At 68.3% G+C, this 17,526-nt stretch carries 15 protein-coding genes; 3 read left to right on the top strand and 12 right to left on the bottom strand.

Annotation, left to right across the window (positions count from 1 at the left end; translation table 11 throughout):
• Nucleotides 1-13: 13 nt before the first annotated feature.
• From prpB to H4F98_RS03780, 7 genes are all read right to left on the bottom strand, one after another.
• A complete protein-coding gene (gene prpB / locus H4F98_RS03810; protein ID WP_220479080.1) occupies nucleotides 14-901 on the bottom strand; it encodes a methylisocitrate lyase in 888 nt (295 codons plus the stop codon).
• A 113-nt stretch (nucleotides 902-1,014) separates the two neighbouring features.
• Complete coding sequence (gene prpE, locus H4F98_RS03805) at nucleotides 1,015-2,907, bottom strand: propionate--CoA ligase (RefSeq protein WP_182685309.1); 1,893 nt, start codon at nucleotides 2,905-2,907, stop codon at nucleotides 1,015-1,017.
• Between the two features lie 101 nt (nucleotides 2,908-3,008).
• Nucleotides 3,009-3,638, bottom strand: coding sequence for an RluA family pseudouridine synthase (locus H4F98_RS03800; protein ID WP_182685308.1), 630 nt, complete (start codon nucleotides 3,636-3,638; stop codon nucleotides 3,009-3,011).
• A gap of 16 nt (nucleotides 3,639-3,654) precedes the next feature.
• Entirely contained in the window at nucleotides 3,655-4,896 is a 1,242-nt protein-coding gene (locus H4F98_RS03795) for a hypothetical protein (RefSeq protein WP_182685307.1), read from the bottom strand.
• Between the two features lie 88 nt (nucleotides 4,897-4,984).
• Nucleotides 4,985-5,971, bottom strand: coding sequence for a malate dehydrogenase (locus H4F98_RS03790; protein ID WP_182685306.1), 987 nt, complete (start codon nucleotides 5,969-5,971; stop codon nucleotides 4,985-4,987).
• A gap of 105 nt (nucleotides 5,972-6,076) precedes the next feature.
• A complete protein-coding gene (locus tag H4F98_RS03785) occupies nucleotides 6,077-7,282 on the bottom strand; it encodes an aminotransferase class I/II-fold pyridoxal phosphate-dependent enzyme (RefSeq protein ID WP_182685305.1) in 1,206 nt (401 codons plus the stop codon).
• Nucleotides 7,283-7,523: 241 nt separating this feature from the next.
• Nucleotides 7,524-8,030, bottom strand: coding sequence for a peptidylprolyl isomerase (locus tag H4F98_RS03780; protein ID WP_182685304.1), 507 nt, complete (start codon nucleotides 8,028-8,030; stop codon nucleotides 7,524-7,526).
• A 214-nt stretch (nucleotides 8,031-8,244) separates the two neighbouring features.
• Here H4F98_RS03780 and typA point away from each other — a divergent pair, with 214 nt between their 5' ends.
• The 3 genes from typA (at nucleotide 8,245) to H4F98_RS03765 (ending at nucleotide 12,974) form a co-directional block, all read left to right on the top strand.
• Nucleotides 8,245-10,086 (top strand): translational GTPase TypA, encoded by a 1,842-nt coding sequence (gene typA / locus H4F98_RS03775; protein ID WP_182685303.1) that lies wholly within the window; start codon nucleotides 8,245-8,247, stop codon nucleotides 10,084-10,086.
• 32 nt (nucleotides 10,087-10,118) lie between these two features.
• Nucleotides 10,119-11,174 carry a sodium:calcium antiporter gene (locus H4F98_RS03770; protein ID WP_182685302.1) on the top strand — a complete coding sequence of 352 codons (1,056 nt, stop codon included), beginning with the start codon at nucleotides 10,119-10,121 and terminating at the stop codon, nucleotides 11,172-11,174.
• 108 nt (nucleotides 11,175-11,282) lie between these two features.
• On the top strand, nucleotides 11,283-12,974 hold the full coding sequence (locus H4F98_RS03765) for an amidase (protein WP_182685301.1): 1,692 nt from the start codon (nucleotides 11,283-11,285) through the stop codon (nucleotides 12,972-12,974).
• Between the two features lie 39 nt (nucleotides 12,975-13,013).
• Here the strand turns inward: H4F98_RS03765 and H4F98_RS03760 are convergent, their stop codons facing one another.
• From H4F98_RS03760 to rpsD, 5 genes are all read right to left on the bottom strand, one after another.
• Nucleotides 13,014-14,408 carry a class II 3-deoxy-7-phosphoheptulonate synthase gene (locus tag H4F98_RS03760; protein ID WP_182685300.1) on the bottom strand — a complete coding sequence of 465 codons (1,395 nt, stop codon included), beginning with the start codon at nucleotides 14,406-14,408 and terminating at the stop codon, nucleotides 13,014-13,016.
• A gap of 87 nt (nucleotides 14,409-14,495) precedes the next feature.
• The gene (locus H4F98_RS03755) at nucleotides 14,496-15,014 is read right to left on the bottom strand and encodes a disulfide bond formation protein B (RefSeq protein ID WP_182685299.1); all 519 of its coding nucleotides are present in this window, start codon (nucleotides 15,012-15,014) and stop codon (nucleotides 14,496-14,498) included.
• Between the two features lie 162 nt (nucleotides 15,015-15,176).
• Nucleotides 15,177-15,554: a 50S ribosomal protein L17 gene (rplQ, locus tag H4F98_RS03750; RefSeq protein ID WP_182685298.1), complete on the bottom strand. Its 378-nt coding sequence runs from the start codon at nucleotides 15,552-15,554 to the stop codon at nucleotides 15,177-15,179.
• A gap of 292 nt (nucleotides 15,555-15,846) precedes the next feature.
• Nucleotides 15,847-16,845 carry a DNA-directed RNA polymerase subunit alpha gene (locus H4F98_RS03745; protein WP_141519305.1) on the bottom strand — a complete coding sequence of 333 codons (999 nt, stop codon included), beginning with the start codon at nucleotides 16,843-16,845 and terminating at the stop codon, nucleotides 15,847-15,849.
• Between the two features lie 51 nt (nucleotides 16,846-16,896).
• A complete protein-coding gene (rpsD, locus tag H4F98_RS03740) occupies nucleotides 16,897-17,526 on the bottom strand; it encodes a 30S ribosomal protein S4 (protein WP_141519304.1) in 630 nt (209 codons plus the stop codon).

Below are 17,526 nucleotides of genomic sequence, written 5' to 3'. Positions count from 1 at the left end.
TCGGCCGACCATGTCAGTCCTTGCCGTCCGCGAACAAGGCGTCCAGCTTGTCCTCGTAGGCATGGTAACCAAGGAAGTCGTACAGCTCGGCGCGCGTCTGCAGGGTGTCGATGATGTGCTTCTGCGTGCCGTCGCGGCGAACGGTCTCGTAGAAGTTCAGGGCCGCCTTGTTCATCGCCCGGTAGGCGCCGCAGCAGTACAGGGCGATGTCGACGCCGGCCTCGCGCAACTCGTCGGTGGTGAAGAACGGGGTGGAGCCGAACTCGGTCAGGTTGGCGAGGATCGGCACCTTCACCGCCGCCTTGAACCGGCGATAGTCCTCCAGGGTCTTCATCGCTTCGGGGAAGATCATGTCGGCGCCGGCCTCGACGTAGGCGCAGGCGCGGTCGATGGCACTGTCGATGCCCTCCACCGCCGCGGCGTCGGTGCGGGCCATGACCACGAAGCCGGGGTCGGTGCGGGCGTCCACGGCAGCCTTGACGCGGTCGACCATTTCCGCGCGCGACACCACTTCCTTGCCCGGGCGGTGGCCGCAGCGCTTCTGGCCGACCTGGTCCTCCATGTGCACCGCGGCGACGCCGACATTGATGAAGGAACGCACGGTGCGCGCGATGTTGAACGCGCCACCCCAGCCGGTGTCGATGTCGACCAGCAGCGGCATGTCGGTGGCATCCACGATGCGGCGGGCGTCGGTGAGCACGTCTTCCATGGTGCTGATGCCCAGGTCGGGCATGCCCAGCGAGTTGGCGGCGACGCCGCCGCCTGACAGGTACAGCGCCTTGTAGCCGGTGCGCTTGGCCATCAGGCCGGCGTAGGCGGTGATCGCGCCCATCACCTGCAGCGGGGATTCTTCGGCGACGGCGGCGCGGAAGCGCGCGCCTCGGGAGTTGACGGTGGTCATGGCATCTCCTGGTGGGCCCACCATTTTAGCCGATGCGGCCGCGCCCGCCCGTGCCGGTCGTGCCTGCCGCCCCCGCGCCCCGCTGCGCCCCGCTGCGTCCATGGGCCGCCGGCTCAGCCGCCGGCGTCGGCGCCCCGGCCGAGCGCGCGACGGACCTCCTCCAGCGCGCCCGGGTCGTCCAGGGTCGACAGGTCGCCCGGATCGCGTTCCTCCGCCAGCGCCTGCAGCGAGCGCCTGAGCAGCTTGCCCGAGCGCGTCTTGGGCAGTGCGCCGACGACGTAGACGCGGGCGGGCCGCGCGATCGCGCCCAATTGCCGGCCGACCTGCGCGCGGATGGCCTCGGCCGTGCCGGCCACGTCCTCGCCCGCGGTCTTCAGGGTCGCGAAGACGACCGGCACCTGGCCCTTGAGCGCGTCCCGGACGCCCACCACCGCGGCCTCGGCGACATCGGGATGGGTCGAGCATGACTCCTCCACCTCGCGCGTGCCCAGCCGATGCCCGGCGACGTTGATGACGTCGTCGGTGCGACCCAGGATGAAGGCGTAGCCGTCCTCGTCGCGGATCGCCCAGTCGAGCGAGCTGTAGAGACGTTCCTTGAAGTGGCTGAAGTAGCTGGCCATGAACCGAGCATCGTCGCCCCAGACCGTGGTCAGGCAGCCCGGCGGCAAGGGCGGTTCGATCACCAGCACGCCCTTCTCGCCCGGCGCGACGTCTTCGCCGCTGCCTTCGTCGATCACGCGGATCCGGTAGCCCGGCATCGGCAACCCGGGCGAGCCGAACTTGACCGGCTTCATGTCCACCCCGGGCATCAGCGACAGTACCGGCCAACCGGTCTCGGTCTGCCAGTAGTTGTCGATGATGGTCTTGCCGATGCCCTCGGTGATCCAGTGCGCCGTCGGCTCGTCCAGCGGTTCGCCGGCCAGGAACAGCCATTGCAGGACCGACAGGTCGTGCTTGCGCAGCCAGGCCGCGTCCTGCTTCTTGAGTACGCGGATACCGGTCGGCGACGAGAACATGGTGCGCACGCCGTACTTCTCGCAGATCGACCACCACACGCCCGGGTCGGGGTGGGTCGGCAGCCCTTCGTAGAGGATCGAGGTCGCACCGGCGATGAGGGGACCGTAGACGTTGTAGGAATGCCCGACCGCCCAGCCCACGTCGGAGGTGGAGAACATCACCTGGCCGGCGCGGACGTCGTAGATCGCCCACATCGACAGGGCCAGCGCCACCGCGTAGCCGCCGACGTCGCGTTGCACGCCCTTGGGCTTGCCGGTCGTGCCCGATGTATAGAGCAGGTAACTGGGCTCGTTGGACTCCATCCACTCGACGGCGACGCGCGCATCCCTGAATTCCGCGCGCAAGGCGGCGTGGTCGATGTCGCGACCGGGCACCCAGGCCGGTTCCGGGGCGAGGCCTCGGCTGACCACGAGCACGTGCGCGGGCGGATGGCGTGCTTTCTCGCAGGCGGCGTCGACGAGCGGCTTGTAGGGGATCACCTTGCCCCCGCGCATGCCGGCATCGGCGCAGACCAGCAGCTTCGGGCGGGCATCGTCGATGCGCAGGGCGAGGTTGTGGGCGGCGAAGCCACCGAACACCACCGAGTGCACCGCACCGATGCGCGCGCAGGCGAGCATCGCGAACACCGCCTCGGCCATGTTGGGCATGTAGATGACCACGCGGTCGCCGCGGCCCACCCCGAGCGAGCGGATCATCGCCGCGAAGACGTTCACTTCGTCGTGCAGTTCGCGGTAAGTGATCTCGCGGGTCTCGCCCGTCTCGCTGGAGATGGCCACCAGCGCCAACTGGTCGCCGCGCGCGTCCAGGTGGCGGTCGACGGCGTTGTGGCAGAGGTTGGTGGTGCCGCCGGCGAACCACTTGCGGAACGGCGGGTCGCCGTATTCCAGGATCGCGCGCGGCGGGACGTGCCAGTGGATCGCCCGTGCCTGCTCGGCCCAGAAGCCTTCCGGATCGTCGATCGAACGCTGGTAGAAGTCCTCGTAGCGCATGGCGACCGTCCTGCGATGGGGGATGCGCCCAGCCTAGGCCTCCGCCAGGCGTACTTCATTCGGACTTTGGTCGAGCCCCGGCAAGCGCCTGCGAACGCGTCTCAGAACGGCGCTGGGCTTTCGAAGGCCATCGACGCGCCCCCGACCGGGTGCGCGAACGACAGCCGCGTGGCATGCAGGCACACGCGGGAGGCTTGCGATGCACCGTACATCGCGTCGCCGACGATCGGGTGGCCGATGCTGGCCAGGTGCAGGCGTAGCTGGTGACTGCGCCCGGTCACCGGCTCCAGCGCCAACCGGGTCCACGCCCCCGCCACGTCGCGCTCGAGCACGCGCCAACGCGTCAGCGCCGGCTTGCCGTGCACCCGGTCCACCATCTGGCGGGGACGGTTGGGCCAGTCGCAGGCCAGCGGCAGGTCGATCTCGCCCGCGTCGCCCGCCACGCGCCCCTCGACGCGCGCCTCGTACGCCTTCGCGACCTGACGGCGCTCGAACAGGGCCGAGAGTGCCGATTGCATGGCCTTGCCTCGCGCGAACAGCATCAGTCCGCTGGTGACCTGGTCGAGGCGATGCACGGTGAGCACGTCGGCATGGGACCGCTGCAGGCGCGACGTCACGCAGTCCCGGTTCTCCGGCAGGCGGCCGGGCACCGACAGCAGGCCGGCGGGCTTTTCCACGACCATCAGGTGAGCATCGTCGTGCACGACCTCGATGTCCTGCGTTTCGCCCATGACCTCCTGCCTCGCGTTACGTGGCCGCGGCGCCGTCGTCCCGCCGGTGCCGACCCATCACCAATGCGCACAAGACGGGTACGAGCAGCAGCATCGACAGGAAATAGCGACCCTGGACCTCGAATACCAGGTGCACGGCCCAGAAAGCGGCCATCCATGCCACGGGGAGCCATGCGAGCATGTCCGAGCGCGCATATCGAACGGCCGTCAGCAGGGCGGACAGGTATACCGCCAGGATCAACAACCTGTTCGCCCAGGCCTCGCCAGTGCCCACCCGCGGGACGATGGCGGGCGATGCCTCTTGCAGCCGCACCTCCGCGCCCGGTGATGTATACAGCCATCCCCAGGCGAACGCGGGCGGAGCCACGATATACCTCGACTTGCATGCCATGACCGCTCCCCAATGCGAGACGGAACGGCTTTCCAGGCGATCGAACACGGCGTCTGCCAGGGGCTTGCCAAGGTCCGACCGCATCGCCTGGGTCGCTGCTTCCGACCAGTGACCGCACCCGGGATACGAGCTGGAAGACGCAAGGAGACCGGAATAGAGGGTCACCGCCGAATTGGTGCGCAGGGCGCCGGAGCGCTCCGCATGCGCCCTGAGGCCGGAATCCAGCAGAAAACCGGACAGGACGCCCGCCACCAGCACGGCCAACAGCATGGCGGTCCCGCGATGGGTGCCCTTGCGCGCAAATCCCCAGACAAGCGCCACCAGGAGCGCCAGCGCCAAGAGCACCAGCAGGAACTGCGGTCGCGTCGACACCGCCGCGGCGATCGCCAGCATCGCAAGCGCTGGGCGCCAACCTCCAGCCGCCCGATCCGGCGTGCCCAGCAGCAGCACCCAGGCCGCGACGAGGCAGGCCGCCGCCAGCAGATCCAGCTGGACCAGCCCGTAATAAGGGGTCAGCAGCAACAGATAGCCGGCCACCACGTGCGACAACCACTTCCCGCGGGTGGGATCGATACGCCGCGACACGAACAGTATCGCCAACGCGGCCGGTATGTTGAGCAGCAGCATCGTCGCATGGGGCGGCCATTGCAGCTGCCGCAGCAGCGAGACCAGGAGCAGCATGGCACCGCCACGCTCGTACCTGCCCAGGTCCTGCGCAGCACGCCAGTAATAGAGCCAGTCGCTGAACGGCTCGGGCCTCAGCGCAAGCGCCAGCGCCATGCCGACGGCCACCAGCAGGAAGGCCTCGAGCCAGAACCAGCGCCGGTCGGAAGCAATGCGGGCGAGGCCACCGGGCCACGCATCCAATCGATACACCATTTGCCATCCCTTGCGACACCAGCGGATCGCCGCAAGGCGATCCGCTGGCTGGAACCTGAACGTCGAGAAGCTCGGATCAGCCCAGCAGGTGGGCCACGCCGGCGCGCTCTTCCTCCAGCTCGGCGAGGGTCTTGTCCATCGCCGCGCGGCTGAAGTCGTCGACAGGCAGGCCCTCGACGCGGGTGTACTCGCCGTTCTCGGTCGTCACCGCGACACCGTAGATCACGCCTTCCGGGATGCCGTAGCTGCCGTCGGAGGGCACGCCCATGGTGACCCACTTGCCGTTGCTGCCCAGCACCCAGTCGTGGATGTGGTCGATCGCGGCATTGGCCGCCGATGCCGCCGAGGACAGGCCGCGCGCCTCGATGATCGCCGCGCCGCGCTTGCCGACCTGCGGGATGAAGGTGTTCGCGTTCCAGTCGGCGTCGTCGATCTTGTCCTTCAGCGACGCGCCGTTGACCGTCGCGAAACGGTAGTCGGGGTACATGGTCGGGCTGTGGTTGCCCCACACGACCAGCTTCTCGATGTCGCCCACGGCCACGCCGGCCTTGTTGGCCAGCTGTGACAGCGCGCGGTTGTGGTCCAGGCGCAGCATGGCGGTGAAGTTCTTCGCCGGCAGGTCGGGCGCGGACTTCATGGCGATGTAGGCATTGGTGTTGGCGGGGTTGCCGACGACCAGCACCTTGACGTCGCGGCTGGCGACCTTGTTCAGGGCCGCGCCCTGGGCGGTGAAGATCTTGGCGTTCTCCAGCAGCAGGTCCTTGCGCTCCATGCCCGGGCCGCGCGGACGCGCGCCGACCAGCAGGGCGATGTCGGCGTCCTTGAACGCGACCTCGGCGTCGTCGGTGCCGACCATGCCGGCCAGCAGCGGGAACGCGCAGTCCTCCAGCTCCATCATCACGCCCTTCAGCGCGGCCTGGGCCTTCTCCATCGGCAGCTCGAGCAGCTGCAGGATGACCGGCTGGTCCTTGCCCAGCATTTCGCCGGAAGCGATACGGAACAAGAGCGAATAGCCGATCTGGCCGGCAGCACCGGTGACGGCAACGCGGACGGGAGTTTTCATGGGGTGACTCCGTAGATTCGTGGTTGGTTGTGGGTGTTGAGCAGAAGCAGCGAAGCGCGGCGATCCGCGGATGGCCCGGGCCAACCGCGAATCACCCTTCACCCATCACTGCAACTCAGCGAAGAATTCGCGGATGCGCTCGATGCCGGGCGCCAGCTGGGGCGTCGGGCAGGTGTAGCTGATGCGCATCGCACGCGGCTCGCCGAACGCCGAGCCGGGCACGCAGGCCACGCCCTTGGCCTCCAGCAGCACGCTGCAGAAGTCGACGTCGTTGGCGATCGCCTTGCCGGTCGGTCCGTGGGTCTTGCCGAAGGTGCAGCTGATGTCCGGGAAGACGTAGAAGGCGCCCTGCGGCCGCGGACAGACCACGCCCGGGATGGCGTTCATCACGTCCATCACCTGGTCGCGCTTGGCCTGGAACTCGGCGCACTTGCCCTCGGGCACGTCCTGCGGCCCGGTGAGGGCGGCGACCGCGGCCGCGGTGGCGATTTCCGGGATGTTGGTGATGTGGTTGGAATTCAGCGTGACCACCGCCTGGGCGACGCTCTCGGGCCCGGCCATGAAGCCCACGCGCCAGCCGGGCATGCCGTAGGTCTTGGACAGCGAGTCGACGAAGATCACGCGGTCCTTCAGCTCCGGCCTGGAATGCACGAAGTTGTGGTAGCCGACACCATCGAAGACCATCTTGTTGTAGATGTCGTCGGTGATGATCCAGGTGTCGGGATACCTGGCGATGACCTCCGCCAGGGCATCGATCTCCTCGCGGGAGTAGACCATGCCCGTCGGGTTGGACGGGTTGTTGAACAGGAACACGCGCGGCTTCTTCGCCAACGCGGCGTCCAGTTGGGCCGGAGTGAGCTTGTAGTCCTGCTCGGGCGGGCACGGCAGCAGCTCGACCTTCGCGTTGACGATCTCGGCGATGTCGAGGTAGCTCGTCCAGTACGGCGTCGGGAAGGCGATCGTGTCGCCTTCGTCCAGCAGCGCCTCGCCCAGGTTGTAGAGGATGTGCTTGGCGCCCACGCCGCTGGCGCAGTTCACGCGGCCATACCCGGTCAGGCCCAGCTTGCCGATGTGCTCGAGGAACGCATCGATCATCGCGTCGGCACCCCGGTTGCTGCCGTACTGGCCGCTGTCGTGCGCGAGCGCGTTGCGCGCCGCCTCGTAGACATGCTCGCCGGGCAGGAAGTTGGGCACGCCGATCGAGAAGCTGATGATGTCGCGGCCTTCGGCTTTCAGGCGCTTGGCCTTCTCGGCGATCTGCATGATCGCGCTGGGCTTGGCACGGCCGATCCGGCTGGCGAGCTGGGGCATCGCGGATAACCTCTCAGGAATTGGTGACACGGGCGGGGGACAGGGAAAACCAGGGGTCGGGGCCAGCCCGGCTCCCGTGTCGGGACCCACCAGGCTTAGCCCCGTGATGGTATCACGCAGCCCCGAGGCGCTTCGCCGGCCTGCGCCGTCCCGCCCAGGCCCGCTGCCCCCGACGGCAAAAACCCCGGACCAGGCGGCCCGGGGTTTCGGGGGCGGGAGCGGTGGTCCGCCCCGGCGAGGCTCAAGCGCGGGCGTTGGCGTCGAGCGTCTTGTTCCAGTCGGCGACGCGGTCGGCCTTGGCCGCGAGCACGGCGTCGGCATCGCCCTCGATGCTGACCGACTTGATCAGGTCGCCCTGCTGGATCTTGTCCACGGCCTCGATGCCCTCGAGCACCTTGCCGAACACGGTGTGCTTGCCGTCCAGCCACGGGCAGGGCACGTGGGTGATGAAGAACTGGCTGCCGTTGGTGCCGGGGCCGGCATTGGCCATCGAGAGCACGCCACGCTCGTGGGTCAGTCCGTTACCGGTCTCGTCCTCGAAACGATAGCCCGGTCCGCCGGTGCCGGTACCCTGCGGGCAACCGCCCTGGACCATGAAGTCCGGGATCACGCGGTGGAAGTTCAGGCCATCGTAGAACCCGCGGCGGGCCAGGTTGACGAAGCTGGCGACGGTCAGCGGGGCCTTGTCGGCGGCAAGTTCGACCCGGATCGGGCCGCGGTCGGTCTCGAAAACAGCAATCAGGCTCATGGAACGGCTCCTGGTGGGGGATGACCGGGCGCTTGGCGAGCCCGGCAGAGTTGCGTGCGCCCATCCCTGCCCAACGGGGAGATGAACGCGGGACGGCCAAGGATACCGCAGCCGCCCCCCATTGCCCGTGATTTTCCTCATTCTGGCGCAAACACCCGCTATAATGGTCGGCTTCCCTCCGCGACCCTGACGCCTTCGCCGGCGTCCATTCCGCATGTCCGCATCCAATTCCGTCGAACGCCTGCGCAACATCGCCATCGTCGCCCACGTCGACCATGGCAAGACCACCCTCGTCGACTGCCTCCTGAAGCAGTCCGGCACCCTGTCCGACCGCACCGTCCTCGCCGAACGCGTGATGGACAGCAACGACCAGGAAAAGGAACGTGGCATCACGATCCTGGCCAAGAACACCGCCATCACCTGGCAGGGCAACCGGATCAACATCGTCGACACCCCGGGCCACGCCGACTTCGGCGGCGAGGTCGAGCGCGTGCTGTCGATGGTCGACACCGTGCTGATCCTGGTCGACGCGATGGACGGCCCCATGCCGCAGACCCGCTTCGTGACCCAGAAGGCCTTCGCGATGGGCTTCAAGCCGATCGTGGTGGTCAACAAGATCGACCGCCCCGGCGCACGCCCCGACTGGGTGATCGACCAGGTGTTCGACCTGTTCGACAAGCTCGGTGCGACCAACGAGCAGCTCGACTTCCCGATCGTCTACACCTCGGCGCTGAACGGCTATGCCAGCCTCGACGACAGCGTCCGCTCGGGCGACATGACCCCGCTCTACGAAGCGATCATGCAGCACGCGCCGAAGCCTGAAGTCGACCCCGACGGCCCCTTCCAGATGCGCATCAGCCAGCTGGACTACAACAACTTCGTCGGCGTCATCGGCATCGGCCGCATCCAGCGCGGCACCCTGAAGAAGAACATGCCGGTGGCGGTGATCGACCGCGAGGGCAAGAAGCGCCAGGGCAAGGTCCTGCAGGTGCTCGGCTTCCTGGGCCTGGAGCGGATCGAGCAGGAGAGCGCGCAGGCCGGCGACATCGTCGCCATCTCGGGCATCCAGGAACTGACGATCTCCGACACCGTCTGCGCGCTCGACACCCCCGAGGCGCTGCCGCCGCTGACCGTCGACGAACCGACGATCTCGATGACCTTCCAGGTCAACAACTCGCCGTTCGCGGGCAACAAGGACCTGTCCGGCGGCAAGTTCCTGACCAGCCGCCAGATCAAGGACCGCCTCGAGCGCGAGACCGTGCACAACGTCGCGCTCAAGGTCGAGCAGCTCGAGGACGCGGACAAGTTCCTCGTCTCCGGCCGCGGCGAGCTCCACCTCTCGGTGCTGATCGAGAACATGCGCCGCGAGGGCTTCGAGCTGGCGGTGTCGCGCCCCGAGGTCATCATCAAGGAGATCGAAGGCCAGCTGATGGAGCCGATCGAGCAGCTCGTCGTCGACGTCGAGGAAGTCCACCAGGGCGGCGTGATGGAGAAGCTCGGCACCCGCAAGGGCCAGCTCAAGAACATGGAGCCCGACGGCAAGGGCCGCGTGCGCCTGGAGTACATGATCCCGGCGCGCGGCCTGATCGGCTTCCAGAACGAGTTCAAGACCCTCACCCAGGGCTCGGGCCTGCTGTTCCACGTGTTCGACCACTATGGGCCCAAGGAGCAGGGTGCGATCGCCAAGCGCATCAACGGCGTGATGATCGCCAACGCCGCCGGCACCACCCCCGCCTATTCGCTCGGACCGCTGCAGGAGCGCGGCAAGCTGTTCGCGGCCGAGGGCGACGCGGTGTACGAAGGGCAGCTGGTCGGCATCCACTCCAAGGACAACGACCTGACCGTCAACGCGATCAAGCCCAAGCCGCTGACCAACATGCGCGCCTCGGGCAAGGACGACGCGATCGCGCTGAGCCCGGCGATCAAGTACTCGCTGGAGCAGGCGCTGGACTTCATCGAGGACGACGAGCTGGTCGAGATCACCCCGAAGGAGATCCGCCTGCGCAAGAAGTTCCTGACCGAGAGCGATCGCAAGCGGGCCTCGCGCGCCGCCTGATCCTGCGGCCCGCGGCACCCTAGAATGGCAGCGTGAGTCATCTCCCGCTGCCATTTCTTTGCCTGGTGTTCGCGCTGGCGGCCAGCGTGGTCTGGCGCGCCGGCATCGTGCTGTCGCGAAGCACCGATCGGCTCGACCGGCGTTTCGGCTGGGGCCAGGCGGTCGGCGGCATGGTGCTGCTGGCGATCGTCACCAACCTGCCCGAGATCGCCATCGTCGCCAGCGCCTCGCTGCAGGGTCGCATCGAGGTGGCCGTCGGCAACCTGCTCGGCGGCGTGGCCATCCAGACCCTGGTGCTGGTCGTGCTCGACGCGGCCAGCCGGCGCGAGGAAGCTCCCCTGGCCCGGCTCGCCGACTCGCCGCAACTGCGGCTCGAAGCCGCGCTGGTCGTCGTCATGCTGGGGATCGTGATCCTGGGGCGACGCTGGGACAGCGCCCCATTCGCCAGGGGGCTGACCGCGGCCGAGGTGTTGCTCGCGCTCGCCTGGCTGGGCGCACTGCTGGCCATGCGTTTCCTGCCGGTCGCCACGCCGCCGCAGGCCGGTGTCGCCGGTCCGGATGCGCCCGGTGCGGATGCGGTCGGCGTCGAAAACCCGGAGTCCAGCGCCGGGCCGGGCACTGCGCGCACCCTCTTCCACTTCGCGTTCGCGTCCCTGGCTACCCTGGTCGCCGGCGTCGGCCTGGAACTGTGCGGCGACGCGATCGCCGGGCGCATCGGCATGGACGGCGTGGTCTTCGCCGCCACCGTCCTTGCAGCCGCGACCGCGTTGCCGGAAGTCTCCAGCGGGCTGGAGTCCATCCGCATGCGTCGATGGCAACTGGCGATGAGCGACATCTTCGGCGGCAATGCCTTCCTGCCGATCCTGCTGGTGCTGGCTACCGTGCTCGCCGGCACCCCGGTGCTCGGGAGCCTGGGCGACAGCGACGCCTATCTTGCCGGGCTCGGGGTGATACTCACCGTCGCGTACCTCGTCGGCATGCGATCGGGACCGCGGCGACGCTTTGCCGGCCTGGGCCTCGACTCATGGACGGTGCTGCTGGCGTACATCGCCGGCATCGGCGCCCTCGCCCTGGGCCTGGGCAGCTGAGCCCGCGCCGCAGGGACATCCCCAGCGACCGCTCACGCCATCCGCCGGACCCGTCGCGACAGGGGCTCGCTATGCTCGACGGCAGCCATCCGCGACGGGGAATCGCCCATGCGCTCCATGCTTGCCACCGCCGGCCTGCTCCTGCTGGCCGCCTGCCAACCCGCCAGCGAACCGGGCAACGTCCAGGCCGCGACGCCGCCGGCGGACGCATCGCCGGCGCCAGTCGCCACGACGCCGGCAGCCGCCGCGGGCATGGATGGCTTCGTCTTCGCCGAACTCGACATCCAGGCCCTGCAGGCGCGCATGGCGCGTGGCGAGACCAGCAGCCAGGCCCTCACCCAGGCCTACCTCGACCGCATCGCCGCGATCGACGACGCCGGCCCCACGCTCAACGCGGTGATCGAGATCAATCCCGACGCCCTTGAAGAAGCCGCCGCCCGCGACGCTCAGCGCAAGGCCGGTCCGGTACTGGGCCCCCTGCACGGGATTCCGGTCCTGGTCAAGGACAACATCGACGCGACGCCCATGGTCAACTCGGCCGGTTCGCTCGCGCTCGCCGAACACCGGCCCTCGCGCGATGCCTTCCTGGTCGAACGGCTGAGGGCCGCGGGCGCGGTGATCCTGGGCAAGACCAACCTGAGCGAGTGGGCCAACTTCCGCTCCACCCGCTCCAGCTCGGGATGGAGTGGCCGGGGTGGGCAGACGCTCAATCCCTACGCGCTCGACCGCAGTCCCTGCGGCTCCAGCGCCGGCACCGGAAGCGCGATCAGCGCCAACCTTGCCGCGGTGGGCATCGGGACCGAGACCGACGGCAGCATCATCTGTCCGTCGGCGGTCGCCGGGCTCGTGGGACTCAAGCCGACGGTCGGGCTGGTCAGCCGCAACGGCATCATCCCGATCTCCAGCAGCCAGGACACGGCCGGCCCGATGACCCGCAGCGTCGCCGATGCGGCGATCCTGCTGGCCGCGATGGCCGGTCGCGACGATGCCGACGCCGCCACCGGCAACAGTGTCGGCCGCGCCGTCTTCGACTATCCCGCCCACCTGGATCCCGATGCCCTGCGCGGCGCGCGCATCGGCCTGCTTCGCGGCAGCATGGGCTTCCATCCCGACGTCGACGCCGCCCTTGAGCGCGCCGTGGAGGCAATGCGGGCCGCCGGCGCCACCGTCGTCGATGCCGAGATCCCCACCGCCGGCGAATGGCGGCAGGCCGAGTTCGAAGTGCTGCTTTACGAATTCAAGAACGGCCTCGAGCACTACCTGCGCAGCCACGACGCCCCGGTCAAGACCCTTGACGCGCTCATGGCCTACAACCAGGCGCACGCCGACACCGAGATGCCGTGGTTCGGCCAGGAACTGTTCGAGCAGGCCCGCGCCAAGGGTCCCCTGAACGAAGAGGCTTACCTGGACGCGCGACGCGAAGCGCGTCGCCTGGCCGGTGAGGCGGGCATCGATGCCGCGCTGCAGGCGCAGGAACTCGACGCCCTGCTCGTTCCGGCGACCTCGCCGGCCTGGCCCATCGACCCGGTGCTGGGCGATCACTTCACCGGCGCGGGATACGGCGCCGCGGCTGTCGCCGGCTACCCCAGCCTGACCGTGCCGATGGGCCAGAGCCATGGCCTGCCGATCGGCCTGGTCTTCATGGGCACCGCCTGGAGCGAACCGCGCCTGATCGCGCTGGGACACGCCTACGAGCAACTGTCGAAGGCGCGCACGCCGCCGCGCTTCCTGTCGACCGCCGCGCTCCAGCCACGGGTCGGCGAAAACGAAACGGCCGGCGCACAGGGCGCCGGCCGCTGACATCCGATCGAAGGCGCCGCGTCGGCGGCGGCGCTGGCATCAGGCCTTGGAAGGGGCGCCGATCTGGGCCTGCTTGCGGACGATGAGCATCGCCACTTCCAGCGCCTGTTCGTAGTTCAGGCGCGGATCCACGGTGGAGTGGTACGCGCGCTCGAGATCGCTCTCGGTCAATTCGCGGGCACCGCCCAGGCACTCGGTGACATCCTCGCCGGTGAGCTCCAGGTGCACGCCGCCCAGGCGCGTGCCGGCCGCTGCGTGCAGCTCGAAGGCGTCTTCCAGCTCGCTGCGGATGTTGCGGAAGCGGCGCGTCTTGTAGCCGTTGCTGGTGGCTTCGGTATTGCCGTGCATCGGATCGCAGACCCACAGCACCCGGCGGCCGTCGCGCTGCACTGCATTGAGCAGCGGCGGCAGCTTCTCGGCGATCGCCTTCGCCCCCATGCGGTGGATGAAGGTCAGGCGTCCCGGCTCGTCCTCGGGATTGAGCACGTCCATCAGCTTCAGCAGCTGGTCGGGCTCGACCGATGGACCGACCTTGACCGCGATGGGATTGCGGATTCCACGGAAGTACTCCGTATGCGCACCATCAAGCGCCGCGGTGCGCATGCCGATCCAGGGGTAATGGGTGCTCAGGTTGAACCAGCCCCAGTGGCGCGGCACCTGCCGTGTCTGCGATTCCTCGTAGGGCAGCAGCAGCGCCTCGTGGGAGGTGTAGAAATCGACCCGGTTGAGGTTGTGCACTTCCTGGCCGGACAGGGTCTCCATGAAACGCACGGCGTCGCCGATCGCCGCCACCATGTGGCGGTACTCGTCGGCCAGCGGCGAGTGCCCGACCCAGCCCAGGTTCCAGTATTCGGGATGGTGGAGGTCGGCGAAACCACCGTCGATCAGCGAACGGACGAAGTTCATCGTCATCGCCGAACGGGCGTGCCCCTTGATCATCCGTCGCGGGTCCGGGACCCGCGCGGCCTCGGTGAATTCCGGCGCATTGACCAGGTCGCCGCGATAGCTCGGCAAGCTCACGCCGTCGATGGTTTCCATGTCCGCCGAGCGCGGCTTGGCGTACTGGCCGGCGAAGCGCCCCACCCTCACCACCGGCTTGCGCATGCCATGGACGAGCACCAGGCTCATCTGCAGCAGCACCTTGAGGCGGTTGGAAATGACGTCGGGCGTGCAGGCGTCGAAGGTCTCGGCGCAGTCGCCGCCCTGCAGCAGGAAGCGCTTGCCTTCCTGCGCGTCGGCCAGCTGCTGCTTGAGCGCCAGGATCTCCCAGGACGTGACCAGGGGCGGCAGGGCCCGCAACTCTTCCAGCACCCCTTCCAGCGCGGCGGCATCCGGATACGTCGGCTGCTGCAGCGCGGTGAGGTTGCGCCACCCGGAGGGCGCCCAGTCCTTGGGAAGCTTCACGGCACGGAGTTTGCGGTCTTGAGTGTTCATGTCGGGGGAAATGATGCGTTGCGACACGACATCATCGACCAAGCGTCCACCCCCTGCAACGGTTGCGTGCGCAACCGAGGAGCGCGTTCAGGCTTTGCGGAACGCCGAATACAGCGCCCAGAGCGTCAATACCACGAAGCACAGCAGGCTCCACGCAGGCATCGACAGGCCGAGGAACGCCCAGTCGACGTTCGCGCACTCGCCCGAGCCGGTCATGACCTTGCGGATCACGCCGGTCAGCGGCATCGCATCGAGCATGTAGTCCAGCCCCGGGCCACAGGCCGGGACCTGGTCCGGCGGCAGGTGCTGCAGGCGGACGTGGTTGCCGGCGACCGCGATGCCGGCCGCACCGGCGAGGAAGGCCAGCACGCCGTAGGCACGGCGCCCCGACACCGAGCCGGGCGCATGCAGCCCGCCGACCAGAAACACCAGGCCCAGCGCGACGAAAGCCACGCGCTGGAAGATGCACAGCGGGCATGGCTCAAGCGGATTGATGTCGCGGAACTGGGTATGGAGCGCAAACGCCAGCAGTGCGGCGCAGGCAAGCATGCCCAGCAGGAAACGGGTCCGGAACGAAGCGGCGGCCAAGCGTGAGGTTCGCGTCATGGCCGACAGCTTAAGGTCTGCCGGCGCGGCTGCCTAGCACCCAAGCGGGCGGATCAGCCGCGCCTGTCGCCAGACGCAAGAAACCCCGGGGGTTTCCCGGGGTTCCGCGGTCACGCGCTTCGCGCTGCCATGCCGCTGGCATGGCGCGCCGGCACGCGCGACTTATTCGGCGGCGGCCGCCTCCGGGCGGTCGACCAGCTCGACGTAGGCCATCGGCGCATTGTCGCCAGCGCGGAAGCCGCACTTGAGGATGCGCAGGTAGCCGCCCGGACGCTCGCGGTAACGCGGGCCCAGCTCGACGAACAGGGTGCCGACGGCTTCCTTGTCGCGCAGGCGGGAGAACGCGAGGCGGCGGTTGGCGACGCCATCGGTCTTGGCGAGGGTGATGAGCGGCTCGGCGACGCGGCGCAGCTCCTTCGCCTTCGGCAGCGTGGTGCGGATCAGGCCGTGCTTGATCAGCGAGGCGGCCATGTTGCGGAACATCGCATCGCGATGCGCGCTGGTGCGGTTGAACTTGCGTCCGGCTTTCTGGTGGCGCATGACTGTGTGTCCTGTTGAATGATGGAACTGCTGGAGATCGCTGTCGCCGTCCTGGCGCTGGAAATTGGACTGCGGATGGTCCGGACCGACCCTCCCTGGGCGGACGTTGCCGCGGACCTTCGGGTCCGTCGGCCTGGGGCCTCGGCCGCGTGTCGCCACGCAGCCGTGCACCCGGTATTACTGCAGGGCCCCGGCGGCCCGGCGGGGCTCCGGGGAGCCCTGCCTGTCCCGCCCGGACGGGTGTTCGCGACCGCGGCCGATGCCCCTGGGGACATCAGCCCGATGCGGTCGCTCAGCCCATCATGCCGTGCGAGGCAATGCCCGCCGGCGGCCAGTTCTCGAGCTTCATGCCAAGGGAGAGGCCGCGCTGGGCGAGGACTTCCTTGATCTCGGTGAGCGACTTCTTGCCCAGGTTCGGGGTCTTGAGCAGCTCGACCTCGGTCTTCTGGATCAGGTCGCCGACGTAGTAGATGCTCTCGGCCTTGAGGCAGTTGGCCGAACGCACGGTCAGCTCGAGGTCGTCGATCGGGCGCAGCAGCACCGGATCCACGCCACCGGTCTGCGGCTTGGCCTGGCCACGGTCGCGCTGGGTGAAGTCACCGAACACCGACAGCTGGTCGGTGAGGATGTCGGCCGCGGTGCGGACGGCTTCCTCGGCGTCGATCGTGCCGTTGGTCTCGATGTCCAGGACCAGCTTGTCCAGGTCGGTGCGCTGCTCGACGCGGGCCGCTTCCACGGCATAGGCCACGCGGCGGACCGGGCTGAAGCTGGCATCCAGCATCAGGCGGCCGATGGCGCGGTTGTCCTCGTCGGGACGACGACGCGCGGCGGCCGGCTGGTAGCCGTAGCCACGCTCGATCTTCAGGCGCATGTTGATCGCGGTGTCCTTGGTCAGGTGCGCGATGACATGGTCGGCGTTCAGGATCTCGACGTTGTGGTCGGCCTTGATGTCGGCCGCGGTGACGACGCCGGGGCCCTGCTTGCTCAGCGCCAGGGTGGCGGTCTCACCGGTGTGCATGCGGATGGCGACGTCCTTGAGGTTCAACAGCACCTCGAGCACGTCCTCCTGCAGGCCTTCGACCGTGGTGTACTCGTGGAGCACGCCGTCGATCTCGACCTCGGTGATGGCGAAACCCGGGATCGACGACAGCAGCACGCGACGCAACGCGTTGCCCAGGGTGTGGCCGTAGCCGCGTTCCAGCGGCTCGATCACGACCTTGGCACGGTTGCCGGTGAGGCGTTCGATCTGGGGACCGCGCGGACGCAGTACCTGATTGGCGGTAACCGTCATGTTTGGGTGTCTCCTGCGAGCCTCCGGGGGGCCGGAGGCGCGTGAAATGGATTACTTCGAGTACAGCTCGACGATCAGCGCTTCATTGATGTCGGAAGGCAGGTCGGTACGATCCGGCACGGCCTTGAACACACCACTGAACTTCTTGCTGTCGACCTCGACCCAGGACGGGGAAAGGTCCATCTGCTGGGCGACCGTCAGCGACTCCTGGACGCGGAGCTGCTTCTGGGCACGCTCGGACAGCGCGATCGCGTCACCGGCCTTGACCTGGTAGGACGGCAGGTTCACCGACTGGCCGTTGACCGTGACGCCACGGTGCGACACCAGCTGGCGCGCAGCCGGGCGGGTGACGGCGAAGCCCATGCGGTAGACGACGTTGTCCAGGCGGGTCTCGAGGAGCTGCAGCAGGTTCTCACCCGTGTTGCCCTTCTTGGTCGAGGCCTTCTTGTAGTAGTTGCGGAACTGACGCTCGAGCAGGCCGTAGATACGCTTGACCTTCTGCTTTTCACGCAGCTGGTTGGCGTAGTCGGACAGCTTGCCGCGACGTACGTTCGGACCGTGCTGGCCGGGCTTCTGCTCCAGCTTGCACTTGGAATCGAGCGCCCGCGCCGGCGACTTCAGACCGAGGTCTGCGCCTTCGCGACGGGAGAGCTTGCACTTGGGACCAATATAACGAGCCAT

The sequence above is a fragment of the Marilutibacter spongiae genome (genome assembly GCF_014145325.1).
Lineage (GTDB): Bacteria > Pseudomonadota > Gammaproteobacteria > Xanthomonadales > Xanthomonadaceae > Marilutibacter > Marilutibacter spongiae.
The sequence above is the reverse complement of the archived record's forward strand: the minus strand, read 5'-3'. Positions and strand labels throughout refer to the sequence as shown.

Coding starts and splice junctions, on each gene's coding strand:
- prpE (WP_182685309.1), bottom strand. CDS start 2,907: ATGCGCTACGAGGACTTCTACCAGCGTTCGATCGACGATCCGGAAGGC.
- H4F98_RS03790 (WP_182685306.1), bottom strand. CDS start 5,971: ATGAAAACTCCCGTCCGCGTTGCCGTCACCGGTGCTGCCGGCCAGATC.
- rpsD (WP_141519304.1), bottom strand. CDS start 17,526: ATGGCTCGTTATATTGGTCCCAAGTGCAAGCTCTCCCGTCGCGAAGGC.
- H4F98_RS03755 (WP_182685299.1), bottom strand. CDS start 15,014: ATGACGCGAACCTCACGCTTGGCCGCCGCTTCGTTCCGGACCCGTTTC.
- H4F98_RS03745 (WP_141519305.1), bottom strand. CDS start 16,845: ATGACGGTTACCGCCAATCAGGTACTGCGTCCGCGCGGTCCCCAGATC.
- rplQ (WP_182685298.1), bottom strand. CDS start 15,554: ATGCGCCACCAGAAAGCCGGACGCAAGTTCAACCGCACCAGCGCGCAT.
- prpB (WP_220479080.1), bottom strand. CDS start 901: ATGACCACCGTCAACTCCCGAGGCGCGCGCTTCCGCGCCGCCGTCGCC.
- H4F98_RS03785 (WP_182685305.1), bottom strand. CDS start 7,282: ATGCCCCAGCTCGCCAGCCGGATCGGCCGTGCCAAGCCCAGCGCGATC.
- H4F98_RS03760 (WP_182685300.1), bottom strand. CDS start 14,408: ATGAACACTCAAGACCGCAAACTCCGTGCCGTGAAGCTTCCCAAGGAC.
- H4F98_RS03780 (WP_182685304.1), bottom strand. CDS start 8,030: ATGAGCCTGATTGCTGTTTTCGAGACCGACCGCGGCCCGATCCGGGTC.
- typA (WP_182685303.1), top strand. CDS start 8,245: ATGTCCGCATCCAATTCCGTCGAACGCCTGCGCAACATCGCCATCGTC.
- H4F98_RS03765 (WP_182685301.1), top strand. CDS start 11,283: ATGCGCTCCATGCTTGCCACCGCCGGCCTGCTCCTGCTGGCCGCCTGC.
- H4F98_RS03800 (WP_182685308.1), bottom strand. CDS start 3,638: ATGGGCGAAACGCAGGACATCGAGGTCGTGCACGACGATGCTCACCTG.